The organism is Paenibacillus sp. FSL H8-0332 (assembly GCF_037963835.1).
In the GTDB taxonomy this organism is placed as follows: Bacteria; Bacillota; Bacilli; order Paenibacillales; family Paenibacillaceae; genus Paenibacillus_AQ; species Paenibacillus_AQ rhizoplanae.
On the sequence record NZ_CP150145.1, the window covers coordinates 5,481,116 to 5,497,691 of the forward strand.

A 16,576-nucleotide genomic window follows, 5' to 3' on the forward strand; every position below is an offset into this window, starting at 1 on the left:
TGGAATGCTTGTCATGGAGTAGGCCTGTACTGGCATATCCTTATACAAGCCTGGCTTGATATTAACGATAATTGACCTGCAGTTTCATCTCATATGTAGGAAGAAGGAGTGCCCTGTGAGGAAACAGACCTTTATACAAGGAACGATCATCCTGCTGTTCGCCGGTATCATTAACCGGATGCTTGGCTTCATTCCCCGGATTGCCCTGCCCCGGATCATCGGCGCTGAGGGGGTGGGGCTGTATCAGCTCGGATACCCTTTTTTCATTGTGCTGATCACAGTAATTACCGGTGGCATACCGCTGGCGATTGCCAAGTTGGTTGCGGAAGCCGAAGGGGAGAACCGCCCGGAGCAGTCGCGCAAAATCCTGCAAACCGGCCTTGCCCTCAGCCTGTCGCTGGGCATTGTGTTCACCTTCGTGGCCCTGTTCAGCGCCTCCTGGGTCGCAAGCGTTCTTCTGACGGACCAGCGTGTCTATTATACGTTCGTCAGCATGACCCCCATGATCGCCATCGTCGCCGTCTCCTCCATCTACCGGGGGTACTTTCAGGGCAAGCAGAATATGATTCCCTCGGCGTTCTCTTCCGTGCTGGAGTCAATCATCCGGATCTTCTTCATGCTGTGGTTCTCCTGGCTGCTGCTGCCGAAGGGCATCGCCTTTGCGGCTGCGGGTGCGATGCTGGGTGTGACTGTGGGAGAGATCGCCGGAATGCTGGCCCTGCTGGGGCAATATTATTTTAACGACAAAAAAGACAGGTCTGAACTCCCGCCTTCCGTGGATACTACTATTCAGGATACACAGGGCAGTGACGGACGCGAGCCCGCGCAGACGACCACACCTGTCCTTAAACGCCTGCTCGGCATTTCTGTGCCGGTAACCGCCGGACGCCTGATCGGCTCATTCTCTTACCTTCTGGAATCGATTATTACCGTACGCAGCCTCGCGCTTGCCGGAATCGCGGCTGCAGCCGCAACCGCACAATATGGTTCCTTGCAGGGAATGGTGATTCCGCTGCTGCTGCTGCCGGGTGTGCTCAGCTCCTCGCTGGCCGCTTCCCTCGTCCCCTCCTTATCCGAGGCCGCCGCCCGCAACGATCTGCCCACGATTCATAAAAGAATGCACCAAGCCCTGCGGCTCGCCATGGTCACCGGTGCCCCGTTTGCTGCCGTTATGTATATTCTTGCCGTACCGTTGTGTTCGTTAATGTACGGCAATGCAGCGGATACGGCACCTATGCTAAGGATGATGGCCCCGTTCGCTGTGTTTCTCTACGTCCAGGCTCCGCTTCAGGCTGCGCTTCAGGCTATGGACCGGCCGGGCAAGGCACTGATCAATACACTGATAGGAGCCATTGTCAAAATCCTGCTGATTCTCCTGCTGGCCTCCCGGCCCGAATACGGAATCCTGGGCGCCATCATCGCCATTATGGTCAACAGCTTACTTGTCACGCTTCTGCACGGCTACAGTGTAGTCAAGCTGACCGCCATGTCCTTGCGCTGGTCGGACCCGCTCAAAATCCTGGCCGCTACGGTCATCATGGCCGCCGGGATGTCGTATGTCTATACATCTGTTCCGATCTCCCCGTCGCAGTGGATACAATTCCTGGCAGCTGCTGCCTGCGGAATGGCCATCTATCTGAGCATCTGCCTGTTATCCGGGTTGATTTCCAGGCGAGATCTGGAGCGCGTCCCCTTTTTCAGACGCTGGCGCAGTTAAGTCAGCTTGTCCTTATTGGGTTTAATTGGGGCAATATAGAGCTCCCCCTTGTGATCAACCGAGCACAGGAAGACATCCCGGAAATCAGAGACACCCTTCTGCCGGATTTGGGTTCTAAGCCAGAACCGGTTCTTGCCGATCATCTCCAGATTGCCGTCCTGCACCTTCCCGTCCATAATCAGCGGAATCGGCAGTCCTTCATAACGGATCTTATGCTTCGGCAGCTTCACGGAAGCAGAGTCGCCGCCGGATAATGCGGAATCATCTGAATCCTGCTGGCTATCGCCGTTCTTCTCCTTCCGCTCTGCACCGGAGCTGCTGTTGCCCGACTGATTGGATGAAGTGACATTCTGGTTCTTCTCAATCACCGTTAACTGCCCGCTTGTCTCCAATATGGCGAACTCCACATCTGCCGGACTGACAATATTCTGCCCGCGCAGCTGCAGCAGCAGATCATCAATATTATACCGCTGCCTGCGCATCTCGCCCCGGTGAATCTTCCCGTCCGAGATCAGGATGCTGGGTCTTCCGTCCACCAGCAGCCGCAGCTTCCGGCTCTTCAGGCTGAGCTGTGCGACGATCACCTGAATCAGCACCAGGGTCGCCATAGGTACGACTCCGTCATAGATGGGGCGTTCGATATCTTCAATTACAAACACAGCGATCTCGGCGATCATAATCGAAATGGTCAGGTCAAATACAGACAGCTTGCCGATCTCCCGTTTGCCCATGATCCGCATGCACAGGAAAATGAAGATATACATCAGCACGGTCAGAAAGATATGGGTCGTAATATGCTGGAACATATTCTCTTCGCTCCCCTTCCGCTTCTCCCCCATAAGGCGGATTAATGTATCCCTATTCTGACCTGACCTCCAAGGGAACATTCGGAAAGCTGCTGCTTAATTACTGGTAAAAGTCATACCGCCCATTCTTGTACTATTGGGGCAAGCCTCCCCATACAATAATTAGTATCCGGTTAACAAACTTTTAGGGGGTTTTACCATGTCTCTGATCAGGCGTCTATTCTCATGGAAAATATCTAGTCCGGTATTATCGGGTTTAATCCGCTCGTTCCTGTGGATGATGCTCGGTGCGTTCATCCTCTCTCTCTTGCTCTGGGGCAGCGGACTGCAGGAACAGGACCTCACTATGTACACCTACATTGTGCACGGCGTGGCTGCCGCTTTCGGAGGTTTAACCGCAGGCAGCAGGGCCGTCCGCAAAGGCTGGTACCAGGGCGCACTCACAGGCATGTTATACGGACTGGCTGTGCTGCTGATCGGATTTCTGGCGCTTGACAGTTCTCCGGGGGGAATGGACTTCCTGTGGGTTCTGGCAGCTGCAGGAATCAGCGCACTTGGAGGAATGTTTGGAGTTAATTTACAGAAATCCTAATTAATATAATTTTTCGAAAATTGAAACCTTCCCTTGAAAATATGGTACACTACCTATGTCTGACTTCACATGAGCGATTATCAAGGAGGCTTCGAATGCTTTGCTGTACCAATCCATGAATCTTGTAGTTGTATATACCGTTGCCATTGTTGTGATCCTAATCTGGATCGGCGCACGGCGCAATCCGCTGATGGCCTTAGTTGAAATCGGAAGAGAGCTGCTGCGGTCCTATAAATTCACACTCATTATTGTAGGAATGTTCAGCATTCTTGCCCTGAATAAATATGAGCTGCAGATCGAAGAGAAGATGCGGTTGACCGCAGATTACACAGGTTTTATATTCGGCCTGGAGGGGCATTTCGTTCGGATAGTACAAGAGCTGTTCTACGCACCTTGGCTGACCCCGGTTATTGTCTTCTTCTATATCTTCATGCTGCAAGCCGTGCTGGCGGCCTCACTGGGGATCTATCTGCTGGACAACAATCGTGTGATCCTCTATGCGACCTGCTACACCATTATTTTAACGTATGCCATTGCTATTCCGTTCTATCTGTACTTTCCGGTTAACGAGGTGTGGTCCTATGCGCCCGCTGGGGTACGGTTCATCATGCTCGATGCTTTCCCGAAGTTTGAACAGGAATACCGGCCGCTATCCGGCCTCAATAACTGCTTCCCGAGCCTGCATACCGCTATCTCCGTCTCTATGGCCCTGCTCGCTTACCGTTCCGGCAACCGCCGCTGGATGGTGATCAGTACAATCTCAGCCGTTATTATCGTTTTTGGAATCTTCTATCTCGGCATTCACTGGCTGACCGACATGATTGGCGGCACCTTGCTGGCTGTGCTGTCCACGGCTATCGCCGTACCGCTTGCCAAGCTTACCCTGCGCAGCGGGGAACAGGGTTTGAGAGTCCGGGGCCGGGTCACCAATTCACGGTAATTGCAATCATTTCTGCATATGAAAAGCATGAAAGCCTTATATATTAAAAAAATCGGCGTTTTCTCCAAGGAGAAACGCCGATTTTTATGTAATTTGGTGCAGAGACAATTACATCTTGTCTTCTACTTCCACAACCGAGTGACTGATCGAACCACGGTCAAAGGTCAATCGGGTCACATCGTTAACCCGCAGTATAACAATGTCATCCGAAATCTCCATGATCGTTCCGTGCAGACCGCCGATGGTAACTACCTTATCGCCCTTCTTCAGCGATTTGAGCATTCCGTTGCGTGCCTTGGTCTTCTTCTGCTGCGGACGAATCAGCAGGAAGTAGAACACAACAAACATCAGTACAAAAGGACCTACAAGGCCCAGAATGCTGCCTCCGCCGCCTGAACCTGCTGCCATATAAAACTGTGACATATCATTTCCCCCCTTTCAAGAATAAACATGAACACTCCACTCCGTACGATCTAGAAGCCTTTTAGATTATCATATAATCCGTATTGTGCAAAAAACTCATCGCGAAAATCAAGCAGCCGATCTTCCATGATGGCTTCACGCACTTTACGCATCAAATCCAGCAGGAAGTGTAAGTTATGGTACGTTGTCAGCCGCAAGCCGAAGGTTTCGTCGGCCTTAATCAGATGACGCAGATAAGCGCGGGAATAATTCCGGCAAGTGTAGCAGGTACACTCCGGATCAAGCGGCCCGAAATCACGGGCATACTGCGCGTTGCGCACGACGAGTCTTCCCTGACTGGTCATCGTTGTTCCATTACGGGCAATACGGGTAGGCAGAACACAGTCGAACATGTCTATTCCGCGAATTGACCCTTCCAGCAGCGCGTCCGGTGAACCTACGCCCATCAAATAGCGCGGTTTCCCTTGCGGCAGCAGCGGAACCGTGTAATCCAGCACTTCATACATAAGCTGCTTGGACTCTCCGACGCTGAGTCCCCCAATAGCATACCCCGGGAAATCCATGGAAGTCAAATCAGCCGCGCTCTGGCGGCGGAGATCCTCATGCATGCCTCCCTGCACGATGGCGAACAGTCCCTGATCATTCGGACGGGCATGGCTTTTGAGACAACGTTCGGCCCAGCGGGTGGTACGTTCGAGCGATTTCTTCACATACTCATATTCTGCCGGGTAAGGCGGGCATTCATCGAAGGCCATCATAATATCGGAACCGAGGGCATTCTGAATCTCCATAGCCACTTCGGGAGACAGAAACTTCTTGTCCCCGTTCAGATGAGAGCGGAAATGAACCCCTTCTTCGGTGATCTTACGCATGTCGCTCAGGGAGAATACCTGGAAGCCGCCGCTGTCGGTTAAGATCGGGCGGTCCCAGTTCATGAACTTATGCAGGCCGCCCGCTTCGCCAATGATCTCATGACCCGGACGAAGGAACAGATGGTACGTATTGCTCAGAATGATCTGTGCTTCCATCTGCTTAAGCTCCTCAGGACTCATCGTCTTGACAGTAGCCTGGGTACCCACCGGCATGAAGGTCGGTGTGTCAATAATTCCGTGCGGGGTGTGGACTCTTCCGAGCCGTGCTCCGGATTGCTTACAAGTCTTAATGTGTTCGTAAGTGATTGCTGCCATTGGTTTAACCCTTCCTCTTGCTTAATAAATGAACATTGCATCGCCAAAGCTAAAGAACCGGTACTGCTGCTTAATCGCTTCTTCATACGCAGCGAGAATCAGCTCCCGGCCAGCCAAAGCGCTTACCAGCATGACCAAGGTTGACTTGGGCAGATGGAAATTGGTGATCAGTGCATTAACGACAGTGAATTCATAACCCGGATAGATAAAAATATCCGTCCAGCCGCTGCATGCCTCAATCGGCCCCCCTTGGCATTGTCTGCCTACGGTCTCCAGGGTCCGGCAGGAGGTTGTGCCTACAGCAATTATTCTTCCGCCTCTTGCTCGGGCTTCATTGAGCACATCAGCTGCTGCCTGGGACAGCTCGAAATACTCGGCATGCATGACATGCTCTTCCACCGTCTCGACAGACATTGGACGGAAGGTCCCCAGACCGACATGAAGTGTGATATAGGCGATATTCACACCAATGGCTGCAATCTGCTCCAGCAGCTCTGTGGTGAAATGCAGTCCGGCTGTCGGCGCTGCCGCCGAGCCTTCATGACGGGCATACACGGTCTGATACCGCTCACGGTCATCCAGGGTTTCCTTGATATAAGGAGGGAGCGGCATGGAGCCGAGCCTGTCCAGAATCTCCTGGAAAATCCCCTGATAGATGAAGCGGAGTGTCCGCCCGCCCATATCTGCCTCATCTTCAATCACGGCACGAAGCTCTTCGCTGAAGACGATGACCGCTCCGGTCTTCAGCTTCTTGCCGGGCTTCACCAGTGCCTCCCAGCGGTCCCCCTCCAGATTCTTAAGCAGCAGGACCTCCGCCTTGGCTCCGGTATCTTCCTTGACTCCGAACAGTCTGGCCGGAATAACCCGTGTATCATTAAGTACAAGTGTATCTCCCGGGCGGAACTGCCCCAGTATATCCTTGAAATGACCGTGGTCCAGTTGGCCGTTCTCCTTGTCTACCAGCAGCAGTCTGGATGAACTGCGGTCGGCAAGCGGAGTCTGGGCAATCAGCTCCTCAGGCAAATTGAAATCATAAAGTTCAACATTCATAATAGGATCTTCATTCCTTAATTCTTGATTATAGTAACGTTATTAAAATAGTGTTGCAATATTTGCTTATAATCATACCCTTTGTCGGCCATTCCCTTCACGCCCCATTGGGACATGCCGAGTCCGTGCCCGTAACCCCAGCCGATGAAATAGAAGCCCGTACTGCCGGTCACGACTCTGGAGGTCTGATCCGCGCCCATCACAACCGTTCCGCTGCCGCTGGACGTCACTTGGCCCGAAGCAGACAACACTCCCGCTGAGCTTGAGCTGCCGATAGCAGCTGTAGAGCCGTCAGCGCCTAATACAGTATAACTTCCGGCAGGTACAATATCAAACAAGGTGCTGGGCAATCCCCCGAAGGAGGAACGGAACAGATCCGGGTACTTCACCTGCAGGATCTGGCCGTTCGCCTTGACCTCCACCGCTCTTCCCGATGGTCCTCGCCGGGTAACCTCCAGAGTGGTTATAGAAGAAGGCAGAGTGCCGCTGGTCTTGCCGGCCAGGCTCTTCAGCAGCTCTGCCGAAGAATACGGACCCTTGATCCAGCTGTAGCTGCCGGATTCATAGACCTGATTCAGCACTACGGCGTTCTGGCCGGGATTCAGCTTGCCAGCGGGAGCAGCACTGCTGTCAACGACAGGCAGCGGCCGGATATTCACATCCTTGGTAGTAGCTGTGGCAATCGGGAGCCCTGCTGCTGTTTTGCTGCCTGTTAATTTGATATTATCTTCCCGGGCATAGCCGGAGACGCCGCTGTCCAGCAGTACATAATACCACTTCTTGGCCGAACCCACCGCAGCCACATCCTCTGCGCTGGCTACACTGGTATAGTTGCCGCCGCTGTTCCATACTTCCGTCGGGTCAGCCGTAACGCCGCCGCTGTTCGAGGAGAATACCGCCTCTACGACCTTGCCGCCGCTCTGCAGCAATTCACCTGCCGTTGCATCGACCGCCTTGATGATTGTGGGTGCTTCTGCACCGATTCCGTTATAGACCTGGCTGAGCGTCGTATCCACCACATTAGCAACATCGAAGCGGTTCCCCTGGGACAGCGCATAGCTGCGTGCCGCCACAGCCTGGGCCTTCAGCGCCTCTTCCGGCCAGCCGGAGGATACCTCTCCCCCCACTACCGCATACAGATATTGCTCCAGCGGAACTACGTTAATGACAGCTAATGAACCATTCAGATTGCCAAGCTCCATATCGCCGCGGTAGATCCGCTTAGATCTCTCGGTAAGCATGATTCCTTTCTCATTGCCCGACAAGATGAACTTCGCGTCACTTCCGGATAACAGATAATGAAAGGCCTGGACTTCGCTGCTGAAATCAAGCCCTGCGTCCATGCGGATAATTAATCCGGGTGCGCCAGGAGCCACAGGCGTCAGGGCAAGCTGAGGAAGCAGCGTTGCTGCCGAAGCAGAGACCGCCGCAAGCTCGCTGTCACTTGACGCCTCGCCTACCCATACCTCGGTACGCGCACTGCCGCCCTCACCGGATACGAATACCGGCCAGGCATCTAAGCCGGCAGTGGTCAGGCTGCTGACTACTGCCTGGGCCTCCTCGAGTGTAGCATAGGAGCCCGCAGACAGATGCTTGGTTCCGGCCACTACAGGAGTCTGCCCTTCGGGAATCGCCAGACCGGCTTTGAGGACTGCGTTCAGCCCGTTATTGGCTGCACTCTCACTGGCATAGCCTCCGGTATATAACTGATATACCTTGGCGCCGCCTCTGGAAGCCATGAAGATCTGCGGCTTATTGGAAGAAGACTGGAGCTTCTTCGCCGCATCCGCAGCAGTCTGCCAGCTTGGTGTCTCCAATACCTTTACCCGGAACCCGTCCAGACTGACACGGACTTTGTTCTGGGCCGGAACCGACAATAATGGGCTGCCGCCGGCTGCCGGTAGCAGGCTGAAGCTCTGCTCGGATTGCAGGGTTACCAGCGGTACAGTAGATTTATATTTGCTGCCAATATCGGCATACAGTGCAACCCGGATCGACCCGCCGGAATCGGCGCGGGCGTGATCTGCCGGAATGAGCAGACTGCCTGCTGCAAGCAATGCAGCCAGCGCCCCCCGGCCCAGCAGCCCGATTCCTGTTGTTGTCCACTTCGCAAGTTTCATTGTAGGCCTCCTATAAATATTAATGATATAAACACGCACTTAGATGTTGTATTATGGACAGGATTCTCAGCAATCAGTTCTGTTGCGGAGGAAGAGGAAGGCCAAGATGGTGGTACGCCGCAGGCGTAACAATACGCCCGCGCGGCGTACGCTGCAGGAAACCAATCTGCAGCAGATAGGGCTCATATACATCCTCAATAGTCTGGCTCTCTTCGCCTATTGTAGCGGCGATAGTATCCAGCCCGACAGGCCCGCCCCGAAAAGAGCTGATCATGGATTGCAGCATCTTATGGTCGATGTTGTCCAGTCCCCGGGGGTCCACCTGCAGCATCTTCAGCGATTCGGCTGCAATCTCCGGGGTGATGATTCCGTCGCCACGGACCTGGGCGTAATCGCGTACCCGCTTCAGAAGACGGTTGGCAATCCGGGGTGTCCCCCGGGCCCGCAGGGCAATCTCTTCCGCAGCATCGCCCAGAATCTCGATGCCCAGCAATTCGGCGTTGCGGGCCACGATGAAGCTCAGTTCATCGATGGTGTAGTACTCCAGCCGGCTGACCACTCCGAAGCGGTCACGCAGCGGAGCAGACAGCAGTCCCGCGCGTGTCGTTGCCCCAATTAGTGTGAAGGGCGGCAGGTCGAGCCGAACCGACCGTGCGCTCGGCCCCTTGCCGATCATAATATCCAGCGCGAAATCCTCCATCGCCGGATACATGACCTCCTCCACCGTCCGGTGCAGACGGTGAATCTCGTCAATGAACAGCACATCACCTTCCTGAAGGTTGGTCAGCAGCGCTGCCAGATCACCGGGCCGCTCAATCGCCGGGCCGGAGGTGGTCCGCAGATTAACGCCCAGCTCATTGGCGATAATATTGGCCAGCGTTGTTTTGCCGAGACCCGGAGGCCCGTACAGCAGCACATGATCCAGTGCTTCACTGCGCATCTTGGCCGCTTCAATATATATTTTCAGGTTCTCTTTCACCTGGTTCTGGCCGATATATTCACCCAGATAACGGGGGCGCAGACTTAATTCCACCGCCTGCTCGTCCATCATCAGATTAGCCGATATAATCCGGTCATCCATTCTTCCTCACTCCGTTCTTCAGGGACCTATTTGGCGGTATACAGCAGCCCCAGCGCCTTCTTCATCAGCACATCCACCGGTCCGGTATCCGTGCCTTCCTGCTTCATCTTCAAGTACACCCGGTCCAGCTCGGCATCGGTGTAACCAAGCGCCTTCAGGGCGTCCCTGGCTTCTTCCCACGGAAGTGCCTCCGCCTTGCTCTGCGCTTCAGCCGCTACTGCGAACAATCCCGTCTGCAGTGCTGCTCCGCCGAAGCCGTCCAGCTTGTCCTTCAGATCCAGAATCATCCGCTGCGCCGTCTTCTTACCGATGCCCGGCAGCTTCGTCAGGAAGGTGATATTCTCCTGATAGATGGCCGCGATCAGCTGGTCCGGCGTTCCGCCGGTCAGAATGCCCAGCGCAACACGCGGGCCGATGCCCGATACCTCAATCAGCTTGCGGAACAGCCGCTGCTCCTCGCGTGAAGGGAATCCGAACAGAAGCGTCGCATCCTCGCGGGTCTGATAATGAATGAACACAGTCACCGGACCCTCAGTCTTGGCAAAAGCATACGGGTTCGGGCAGAATACCCGGTACCCCACGCCCTGCACATCCAGCACAACATATTCCGGCTCCAAATGTGCAACCGGCCCTCTAAGAAAATCTATCATTTTCGCAATACCTCATTTAATTTGGAATTAAGACTCACGGAATGGGCATGGCATACCGCCACCGCCAGCGCATCCGCCACATCATCGGGCTTCGGCACAACTGACAGCTTAAGGAGCAGCTTGACCATCTCCTGCACCTGCTTCTTCTCAGCCTTGCCGTAACCGACTACGGCCTGCTTCACCATCATTGGAGTGTATTCTGCAACCGGAAGCCCGCGCTGCACGGCCGCCAGAATCAGCACCCCGCGCGCCTGCGCCACCGGCAGGGCCGTGGTCACATTGCGGCTGAAGAACAGCTTCTCTACCGCTACCGCATCCGGCTTATATTTATCAATCAGCTGCACCATGCCTTCATAGACATGCAGCAGACGCTCTTCTTCCGGGGTATGTGCCTCCGTCTGGATGCAGCCGTATTGGACCGGTGTTAATTTGTTGCCAACCTTATCTACGAAGCCAAAGCCGACAATCGCCAGCCCCGGATCAATCCCCAAAATGCGCAAGATCCTTCTCTCTCCTCTATGCCCGGGCGGATACTTTCAGATAGATGCCAAGCCAAAATAATCCTGCGGGGCAAGCCCCAGACATCCATCCCTCCGGCCCTAAAGCGAACATATGTATTCCTTCCACCCATTATAGCAAAAAAAATTCCCCGGGAGACAAAAAGTTTGTCCCCGGGGAAATGAACCATGCATAACACAACAAAGACCCGCAGGCACCTGTGCGCCCGCGAGTCTTCATGCTAATAATTCTATAGTCTCTACCTCACTCCGCATGCATCACCTGTTCCGAGGAAACACGCGCATAGTCGCTGAAGGTGGAGAGTACGCTGTTGTACTCCTCCAGATCCTGCACCCGGATGCCCTGATGAAGCTGCTCCCAGATGCCTTTGGGCAAAGAGGATTTGATCGAGCCCATGTCCATCTGGAAAAAGGTCTTCATGACCCGCTCCGCCTCGGGCGGTCCTTGGAACAAGGTCAGGTTGCCCTGCTCGTCCACTCCGAAGTAGGCTTCTTTTTTGGTCAGCGGAGACAGGTCGTTGACCCGCTGTTCCAGCCACAGATCCCCTTCCCGGCTGAACCAGCCGCTCCAGCCCGCATGCCGGACAATCAGCTCGCTTAGCTGGGCCGGAGTCTGCTTGCCGGGCAAAGTCTGCACCTCTTCACCGGCTACATAGAGCGTCTTGAGATGCACCGTTCTGCTAATAGCTTCCTTACCCACAGCCTTCAGCAGCTCTTGACTGTTCATCACGGCGGCATCCTCTTCGGCATCATCGTCTGTATGTTTATATACGGCGGCTACAGCCGGTAAGCTGCTACCGGGTTCCAGATTCTTCCTTGCGCTGCCGCTCAGGAATGACGAAGATTTAAGCAGCGTGCTAATCTCTTCCGGAACCTGCATGCCACGCCAGGCGAGCAACGTCAGCACGAGGCACGCCGCACCTACCCAAGGAGCCTTTTTCCAGCGTCTCCACCGCCGCCACAGTTGTTTTTTCAGGCGAATAGCATTCACGTTAATCCCTTCATTCTGGTTTTTTCCTATTGTGACCTGTGAAGGGATCATTTATGCGTAAATGCTTGAAATTCATCCCAGCCCGAATTCAATCCGTGCGCTGCGGATTCTCAATCGCCCCAAGGAACAGCGTGGCTCCGGTCTGCGTGTCCCGGATCATGAACAGGAACGGCCGGTTGACGTTCATTTCAAAGGGCTTATCAATAGGAGGGGCTGATCCGGCACGCATATCAATTACAGTGGAAGCCGCCGCCTCCGTTCCCCGTTCGTTCACATCGATATAGGTTTTGTGGATGACCTGTTCAAAATAGATCGGGCTGTCCAGATCCGACATAAGAGAAAAATCACCCTGGCTCGGGTCAAAGGCCAGCTTTACACCCAGCGCCTGCAGCGCCTTGGAGAGCTCTGTCCCATAGCTGGCTGTAAACCTAGGCAGCAGCAGCGTCCCCAGGGTACTGGTGTAATCCTCATCTAGCGGCAGAGTCCCCTGCTCCAGTTGACCCACAAGCTCCGCGAGAGAAGATTGCTCACCCGGAAGGACCACTACCATCTCCATCTGTCCCTCTCCGTAGGGAAGCTTAACCGCCTGCCAATTCTTATGAGCTGCATACGGGAACATTCCGCCCCGCTTCATCATCATGACCTGTACTGCCGGTCCGTCCGGAGGATAAAAGTCCGCCTGCTTCGTAGCCTGTTCCTCGAACACATCCGTCCAGCCGCCTTTGAAATACAGAGCATTGACCAAGACGACCACAGCCTGCGGGCCCGGCGGCTTCGTGAGCATCTCTTGAATCTTGTCCCCCGTATGGTCCGCCACCCAACCGTTAATCTCCTTCACAGACTTCTCTGCTGCCAGGTCCGTAGTCTTAATCTGCGCATCATAGAAGTCCTCACCGGTCTTGAGATAGTCCCTGCGCAGCGGCAGGCCCTTCATACCCCAGACCGAATTCGCGATCTTCAGCTCCACGCCCGGTCCTCCATGATTCAAGAGCTCCATTAATGACTGATGGCCGGTATTCAGCTTCTGCCGTTCGTCCGGCGCATAGCCCAGCAGCTTCCCCAGCTCCTCTGCCGTCTCTCCGGCACTGCCGTTATAGGCCAGGGCCAGAGCGGCAGCAACACTGTACGGGGATATCGTCAGGTTCCCGCCCCCCTGCTTCCATAACTGGCCGAACAGCTTCACGCCCAGCCGGTTGCTGCTGTCAGCCAGACCCGATTCAAGCCCTGCTGCGGCAGCCTGTCTCTCCGCGTAATTCATGCCCGAACCCCCTTCACTGCAGCCGCCCAAGAGCAGCACGGTTAGTATAAGTGCGGATAATCTTTTGCCCATGCCCATGCCAATCCCCTCCCTGAATTCATCCGTAACCTCTCTACCAAATGACGCCGCGGATTGGGAAAAGTTGCAAATTCATAGCGGCAGGCATACAAAATTGCTATTCATTATATTGAAGGCTTATCTTTCTATGCCATCATTTGCTATACTCTATATTAACGAAAAAAGTTAAAAACTAAAACAAAGGGGATATCCTTGATGATTATTCAGCCAAAAACACGCGGCTTTATCTGCACAACAGCTCACCCGGAGGGATGTGCCGGACAAATACAGGAACAAATCGACTATGTACGGTCCCAAAAGAAGCTTACCGGCCCGGTGAACGTGCTGGTCATCGGCGCTTCCACAGGTTATGGACTGGCTTCGCGGATTGCCGCTGCCTTTGGCGCAGGCGCGAACACCATCGGCGTCTTCTTCGACAAGGCTGCTGAAGGCACCCGCACCGCCTCCGCAGGGTGGTACAATTCTGCTGCCTTTGAACGTGAAGCGGCCAAGCAGGGGCTGAAATCCTTCAGCATCGTCGGCGATGCCTTCTCGGACGCCATCAAGTCCACAACGATCGAGCTGATCAAGGCCGAATTCGGCACCGTAGATCTGGTCGTCTACAGCGTGGCCTCCCCGCGCCGCACTCATCCGGTAACCGGTGAGGTGTTCTCCTCGGTGATTAAGCCGGTAGGCGAAGCCTACTCGAACAAGACGATGAACTTCCACACCGGAGAAGTCTCCACCGTTACTATTGAACCGGCTACAGAGGATGAAGTCCGCCAGACCATCGCCGTGATGGGCGGGGAAGACTGGGGCATGTGGATCAGCCAGATGCAGGAGGCTGGTGTGCTTGCAGACGGAGCAACTACCGTAGCGTACTCTTATATCGGACCCAAGATTACGCATCCTATCTACAAGGATGGAACGATCGGCCAGGCGAAGAACCATCTGGAGCAGACCGCTATTGCTTTGAATGATCAGCTCTCTGCCACAGGCGGCCGGGCCTTCGTCTCCGTGAATAAGGCACTGGTTACCCAGTCCAGCTCGGCCATCCCGGTGGTGCCGCTGTATATCTCCGCCCTGTACAAGGTCATGAAGGAGAAGGAGCTGCACGAGAACTGCATCCAGCAGATGTACCGCCTGTTCGCAGACCATCTGTATAACGGCGGTGAAGCGGCTGCAGACGGCAGCCACCTGATCCGCATTGACGACTGGGAGATGCGCGAGGATGTGCAGATCGAGGTCATGAGACGCTGGAATGAGCTGGAGACGGATAATGTGCCTGAGCTGGCGGATCTGGCAGGCTATCAGGACGACTTCTTCCATCTGTTCGGCTTCCGTACCGAAGGCGTAGACTATGAAGCTGAGACAGACCCTGCCGTAGATATTCCTAGTATGGTGTAAAAGCTTGACGTTTGCTGTCCGCACAAGTGGAAACGGCTTTGCCGTCCTTTTAAAGGGTGGCATTCATTTCAGCGAGAAATAGAAGGATAATTTATCATGTGCAACATATAAATTCTTATATTTGCGCAAAGAAGCCGCTCCTCCCCGGAGCGGCTTCCTTTGCGTTCTATCCAGCCTTTAGCGCGGCCTGCGCCACGAATCGTCACAGCCCCGCCAGCCTATTCGTCCCGGAGCCGCTTCTGGTACAACACCACAGACACAAGGGTCAGCACGGCTGTCCAGGCCGCAATGATTAGAAGAGGCGACCACACTTCTGCCGCCGAATAACCGGCAGGGCTCAGGTTCAGTAAATGCACCAGCTGGCTGCTTGGCATGTAATCCAGCACCCCGAACACCGGATAATCCTTCGCCAGTACGGCACCCCAAGGTGCGCCCATGAAGATGAAGGCTACCGGGATGATCGATAAGGACGCATCCAGTAAGGTTTTGGAATAGAGACCGCAGATCGTCCCGGCTGCCGTGTAGAGAACAATGGAAAGCACGATCGCGGCTACGAATGCCCCTATATTTGCAGGCTCATAGCCAAACAATAGTGTAGAAATGGCGAGAACCACCGTCGACATGACAAAGACCAGACTGCTTTTGCCCATCAGCACATCCATTGTTGTAGCCGGTGTCAGCATGAGTGTACGCAGCGTGTTGCGCTCCTTCTCTTCCGCAATCAGGCAAGCTTGGGCGAAGCAGGTCAGTAGAACAAACGAGCTGTTGAACAGAAATCCGGCGGCTCCCGGCAAGGATGAACCTGCGCTTTTGAACAGCAGCGCAAACAGAATCGGAAACAGCAGCATAATGGACAGCGCATAATTGCGCGAGAATTCCTTGTAATCCTTCACAAAGATCGCGCTGGCCCGCTTATAGGAGATATTCATAGCAGCTCACTTCCTGTCATTTTGATAAAAATATCACCCAGGCTCGGTTCCTTCGTCTCTACCCGCTCAATGAGTCCCCGCTTCATCCAATCCGCGATCCGGTCCGCCGTATCCCCGTCCACCGGAAGCTCATAAGCCTCTCCGCTGGTCAGCTCCACCCGGATCAGGTTCTCGCGGTGCTGCCGCTTCAGCTCCTGCGGAGAGCCGATAGTCTGAATGCGTCCCTGATAGAGGATCGCTACACGGTTACAGAGCAGCTCCGCCTCCGCCATATCATGCGTGGTGATGAAGATGGTTGTGCCCTTCTCATTCAGATAACGTAAGCCTTTATAGATATGCGCTGAATTCACCGGGTCCAGTGCCGAGGTCGGCTCATCCAGGAACAACAGCTCCGGCTCATGGATAATGGCGCAGGCCAGCATCACCCGCTGACGCATCCCTTTGGACAGCGTGTTTGTTTTCTTGCGGCGCTCACTGCTTAAATTAACGAACTGCAGCACCTGATCCACCGCAGAGCGGGGAAGATCATACAGCTTCCGGTACAGCTCCAGATTCTCCTCGATGGACAACCGCTCGTACAGGCCGCTGTTATCGGTCAGAATGCCAAAACGCATCTTCTGGGCCGACTGCTGCATCGCCTCCGCCGGCTGATCGAATACTTTGGCCGCTCCGCCTGTCGGCTTCAGCTGTGCAGTCAGAATCTTAATCAAGGTGGTTTTGCCTGCACCGCTCGGACCGAGGAACCCGAAAATCTCCCCTTTCGGAATACTGAAGGACACCTCTGTCAGCGCATCTCTCGCCCCAAAGGTCTTGCGGACCTGTTCTACCTGAATAACCGCCATCTCACCAC

Annotated in this window: 16 protein-coding genes; 4 read left to right on the top strand and 12 right to left on the bottom strand. The window is 54.5% G+C overall.

Annotated elements, in window-relative coordinates; all coding sequences use genetic code 11:
• The first annotated feature begins 115 nt into the window (after positions 1–115).
• Positions 116–1,717: a stage V sporulation protein B gene (gene spoVB, locus NST43_RS23610; protein ID WP_339219730.1), complete on the top strand. Its 1,602-nt coding sequence runs from the start codon at positions 116–118 to the stop codon at positions 1,715–1,717.
• Here the strand turns inward: spoVB and NST43_RS23615 are convergent.
• Complete coding sequence (locus NST43_RS23615) at positions 1,714–2,523, bottom strand: DUF421 domain-containing protein (RefSeq protein WP_209994238.1); 810 nt, start codon at positions 2,521–2,523, stop codon at positions 1,714–1,716. The genes spoVB and NST43_RS23615 overlap by 4 nt on opposite strands.
• A gap of 199 nt (positions 2,524–2,722) precedes the next feature.
• Between NST43_RS23615 and NST43_RS23620 the strand changes: the two genes are divergently transcribed.
• A complete protein-coding gene (locus NST43_RS23620; RefSeq protein ID WP_209994221.1) occupies positions 2,723–3,115 on the top strand; it encodes a TIGR04086 family membrane protein in 393 nt (130 codons plus the stop codon).
• 100 nt (positions 3,116–3,215) lie between these two features.
• On the top strand, positions 3,216–4,055 hold the full coding sequence (locus NST43_RS23625; protein ID WP_339219732.1) for a phosphatase PAP2 family protein: 840 nt from the start codon (positions 3,216–3,218) through the stop codon (positions 4,053–4,055).
• Positions 4,056–4,163: 108 nt separating this feature from the next.
• Here NST43_RS23625 and yajC read toward each other — a convergent pair whose 3' ends face one another.
• From yajC to NST43_RS23670, 9 genes are all read right to left on the bottom strand, one after another.
• Positions 4,164–4,478: a preprotein translocase subunit YajC gene (yajC, locus tag NST43_RS23630; RefSeq protein ID WP_036690550.1), complete on the bottom strand. Its 315-nt coding sequence runs from the start codon at positions 4,476–4,478 to the stop codon at positions 4,164–4,166.
• A gap of 50 nt (positions 4,479–4,528) precedes the next feature.
• Entirely contained in the window at positions 4,529–5,665 is a 1,137-nt protein-coding gene (gene tgt, locus NST43_RS23635) for a tRNA guanosine(34) transglycosylase Tgt (protein WP_339219734.1), read from the bottom strand.
• A gap of 21 nt (positions 5,666–5,686) precedes the next feature.
• Positions 5,687–6,715 carry a tRNA preQ1(34) S-adenosylmethionine ribosyltransferase-isomerase QueA gene (gene queA, locus NST43_RS23640; RefSeq protein WP_209994218.1) on the bottom strand — a complete coding sequence of 343 codons (1,029 nt, stop codon included), beginning with the start codon at positions 6,713–6,715 and terminating at the stop codon, positions 5,687–5,689.
• A 17-nt stretch (positions 6,716–6,732) separates the two neighbouring features.
• A complete protein-coding gene (locus NST43_RS23645; protein ID WP_339219736.1) occupies positions 6,733–8,835 on the bottom strand; it encodes a SpoIID/LytB domain-containing protein in 2,103 nt (700 codons plus the stop codon).
• A 73-nt stretch (positions 8,836–8,908) separates the two neighbouring features.
• Positions 8,909–9,916, bottom strand: coding sequence for a Holliday junction branch migration DNA helicase RuvB (gene ruvB / locus NST43_RS23650; protein ID WP_209994216.1), 1,008 nt, complete (start codon positions 9,914–9,916; stop codon positions 8,909–8,911).
• Between the two features lie 26 nt (positions 9,917–9,942).
• Positions 9,943–10,566 carry a Holliday junction branch migration protein RuvA gene (gene ruvA, locus NST43_RS23655; protein ID WP_209994215.1) on the bottom strand — a complete coding sequence of 208 codons (624 nt, stop codon included), beginning with the start codon at positions 10,564–10,566 and terminating at the stop codon, positions 9,943–9,945.
• A complete protein-coding gene (gene ruvC / locus NST43_RS23660) occupies positions 10,563–11,066 on the bottom strand; it encodes a crossover junction endodeoxyribonuclease RuvC (protein ID WP_209994214.1) in 504 nt (167 codons plus the stop codon). The genes ruvA and ruvC overlap by 4 nt, the downstream gene beginning before the upstream one ends.
• Before the next feature lie 262 nt (positions 11,067–11,328).
• Positions 11,329–12,075, bottom strand: coding sequence for a BofC C-terminal domain-containing protein (locus NST43_RS23665; RefSeq protein ID WP_339219738.1), 747 nt, complete (start codon positions 12,073–12,075; stop codon positions 11,329–11,331).
• Between the two features lie 88 nt (positions 12,076–12,163).
• Positions 12,164–13,411: a serpin family protein gene (locus tag NST43_RS23670; RefSeq protein ID WP_339219740.1), complete on the bottom strand. Its 1,248-nt coding sequence runs from the start codon at positions 13,409–13,411 to the stop codon at positions 12,164–12,166.
• A 195-nt stretch (positions 13,412–13,606) separates the two neighbouring features.
• Here NST43_RS23670 and fabV point away from each other — a divergent pair, with 195 nt between their 5' ends.
• Positions 13,607–14,797, top strand: a complete 1,191-nt coding sequence (gene fabV / locus NST43_RS23675) for an enoyl-ACP reductase FabV (RefSeq protein WP_339219742.1) — start codon at positions 13,607–13,609, stop codon at positions 14,795–14,797.
• Between the two features lie 218 nt (positions 14,798–15,015).
• Here fabV and NST43_RS23680 read toward each other — a convergent pair whose 3' ends face one another.
• Both NST43_RS23680 and NST43_RS23685 read right to left on the bottom strand, forming a co-directional pair.
• The gene (locus tag NST43_RS23680; protein ID WP_339219744.1) at positions 15,016–15,726 is read right to left on the bottom strand and encodes an ABC transporter permease; all 711 of its coding nucleotides are present in this window, start codon (positions 15,724–15,726) and stop codon (positions 15,016–15,018) included.
• The gene (locus tag NST43_RS23685) at positions 15,723–16,568 is read right to left on the bottom strand and encodes an ABC transporter ATP-binding protein (RefSeq protein ID WP_339219746.1); all 846 of its coding nucleotides are present in this window, start codon (positions 16,566–16,568) and stop codon (positions 15,723–15,725) included. The genes NST43_RS23680 and NST43_RS23685 overlap by 4 nt, the downstream gene beginning before the upstream one ends.
• Between the last annotated feature and the right edge of the window lie 8 nt (positions 16,569–16,576).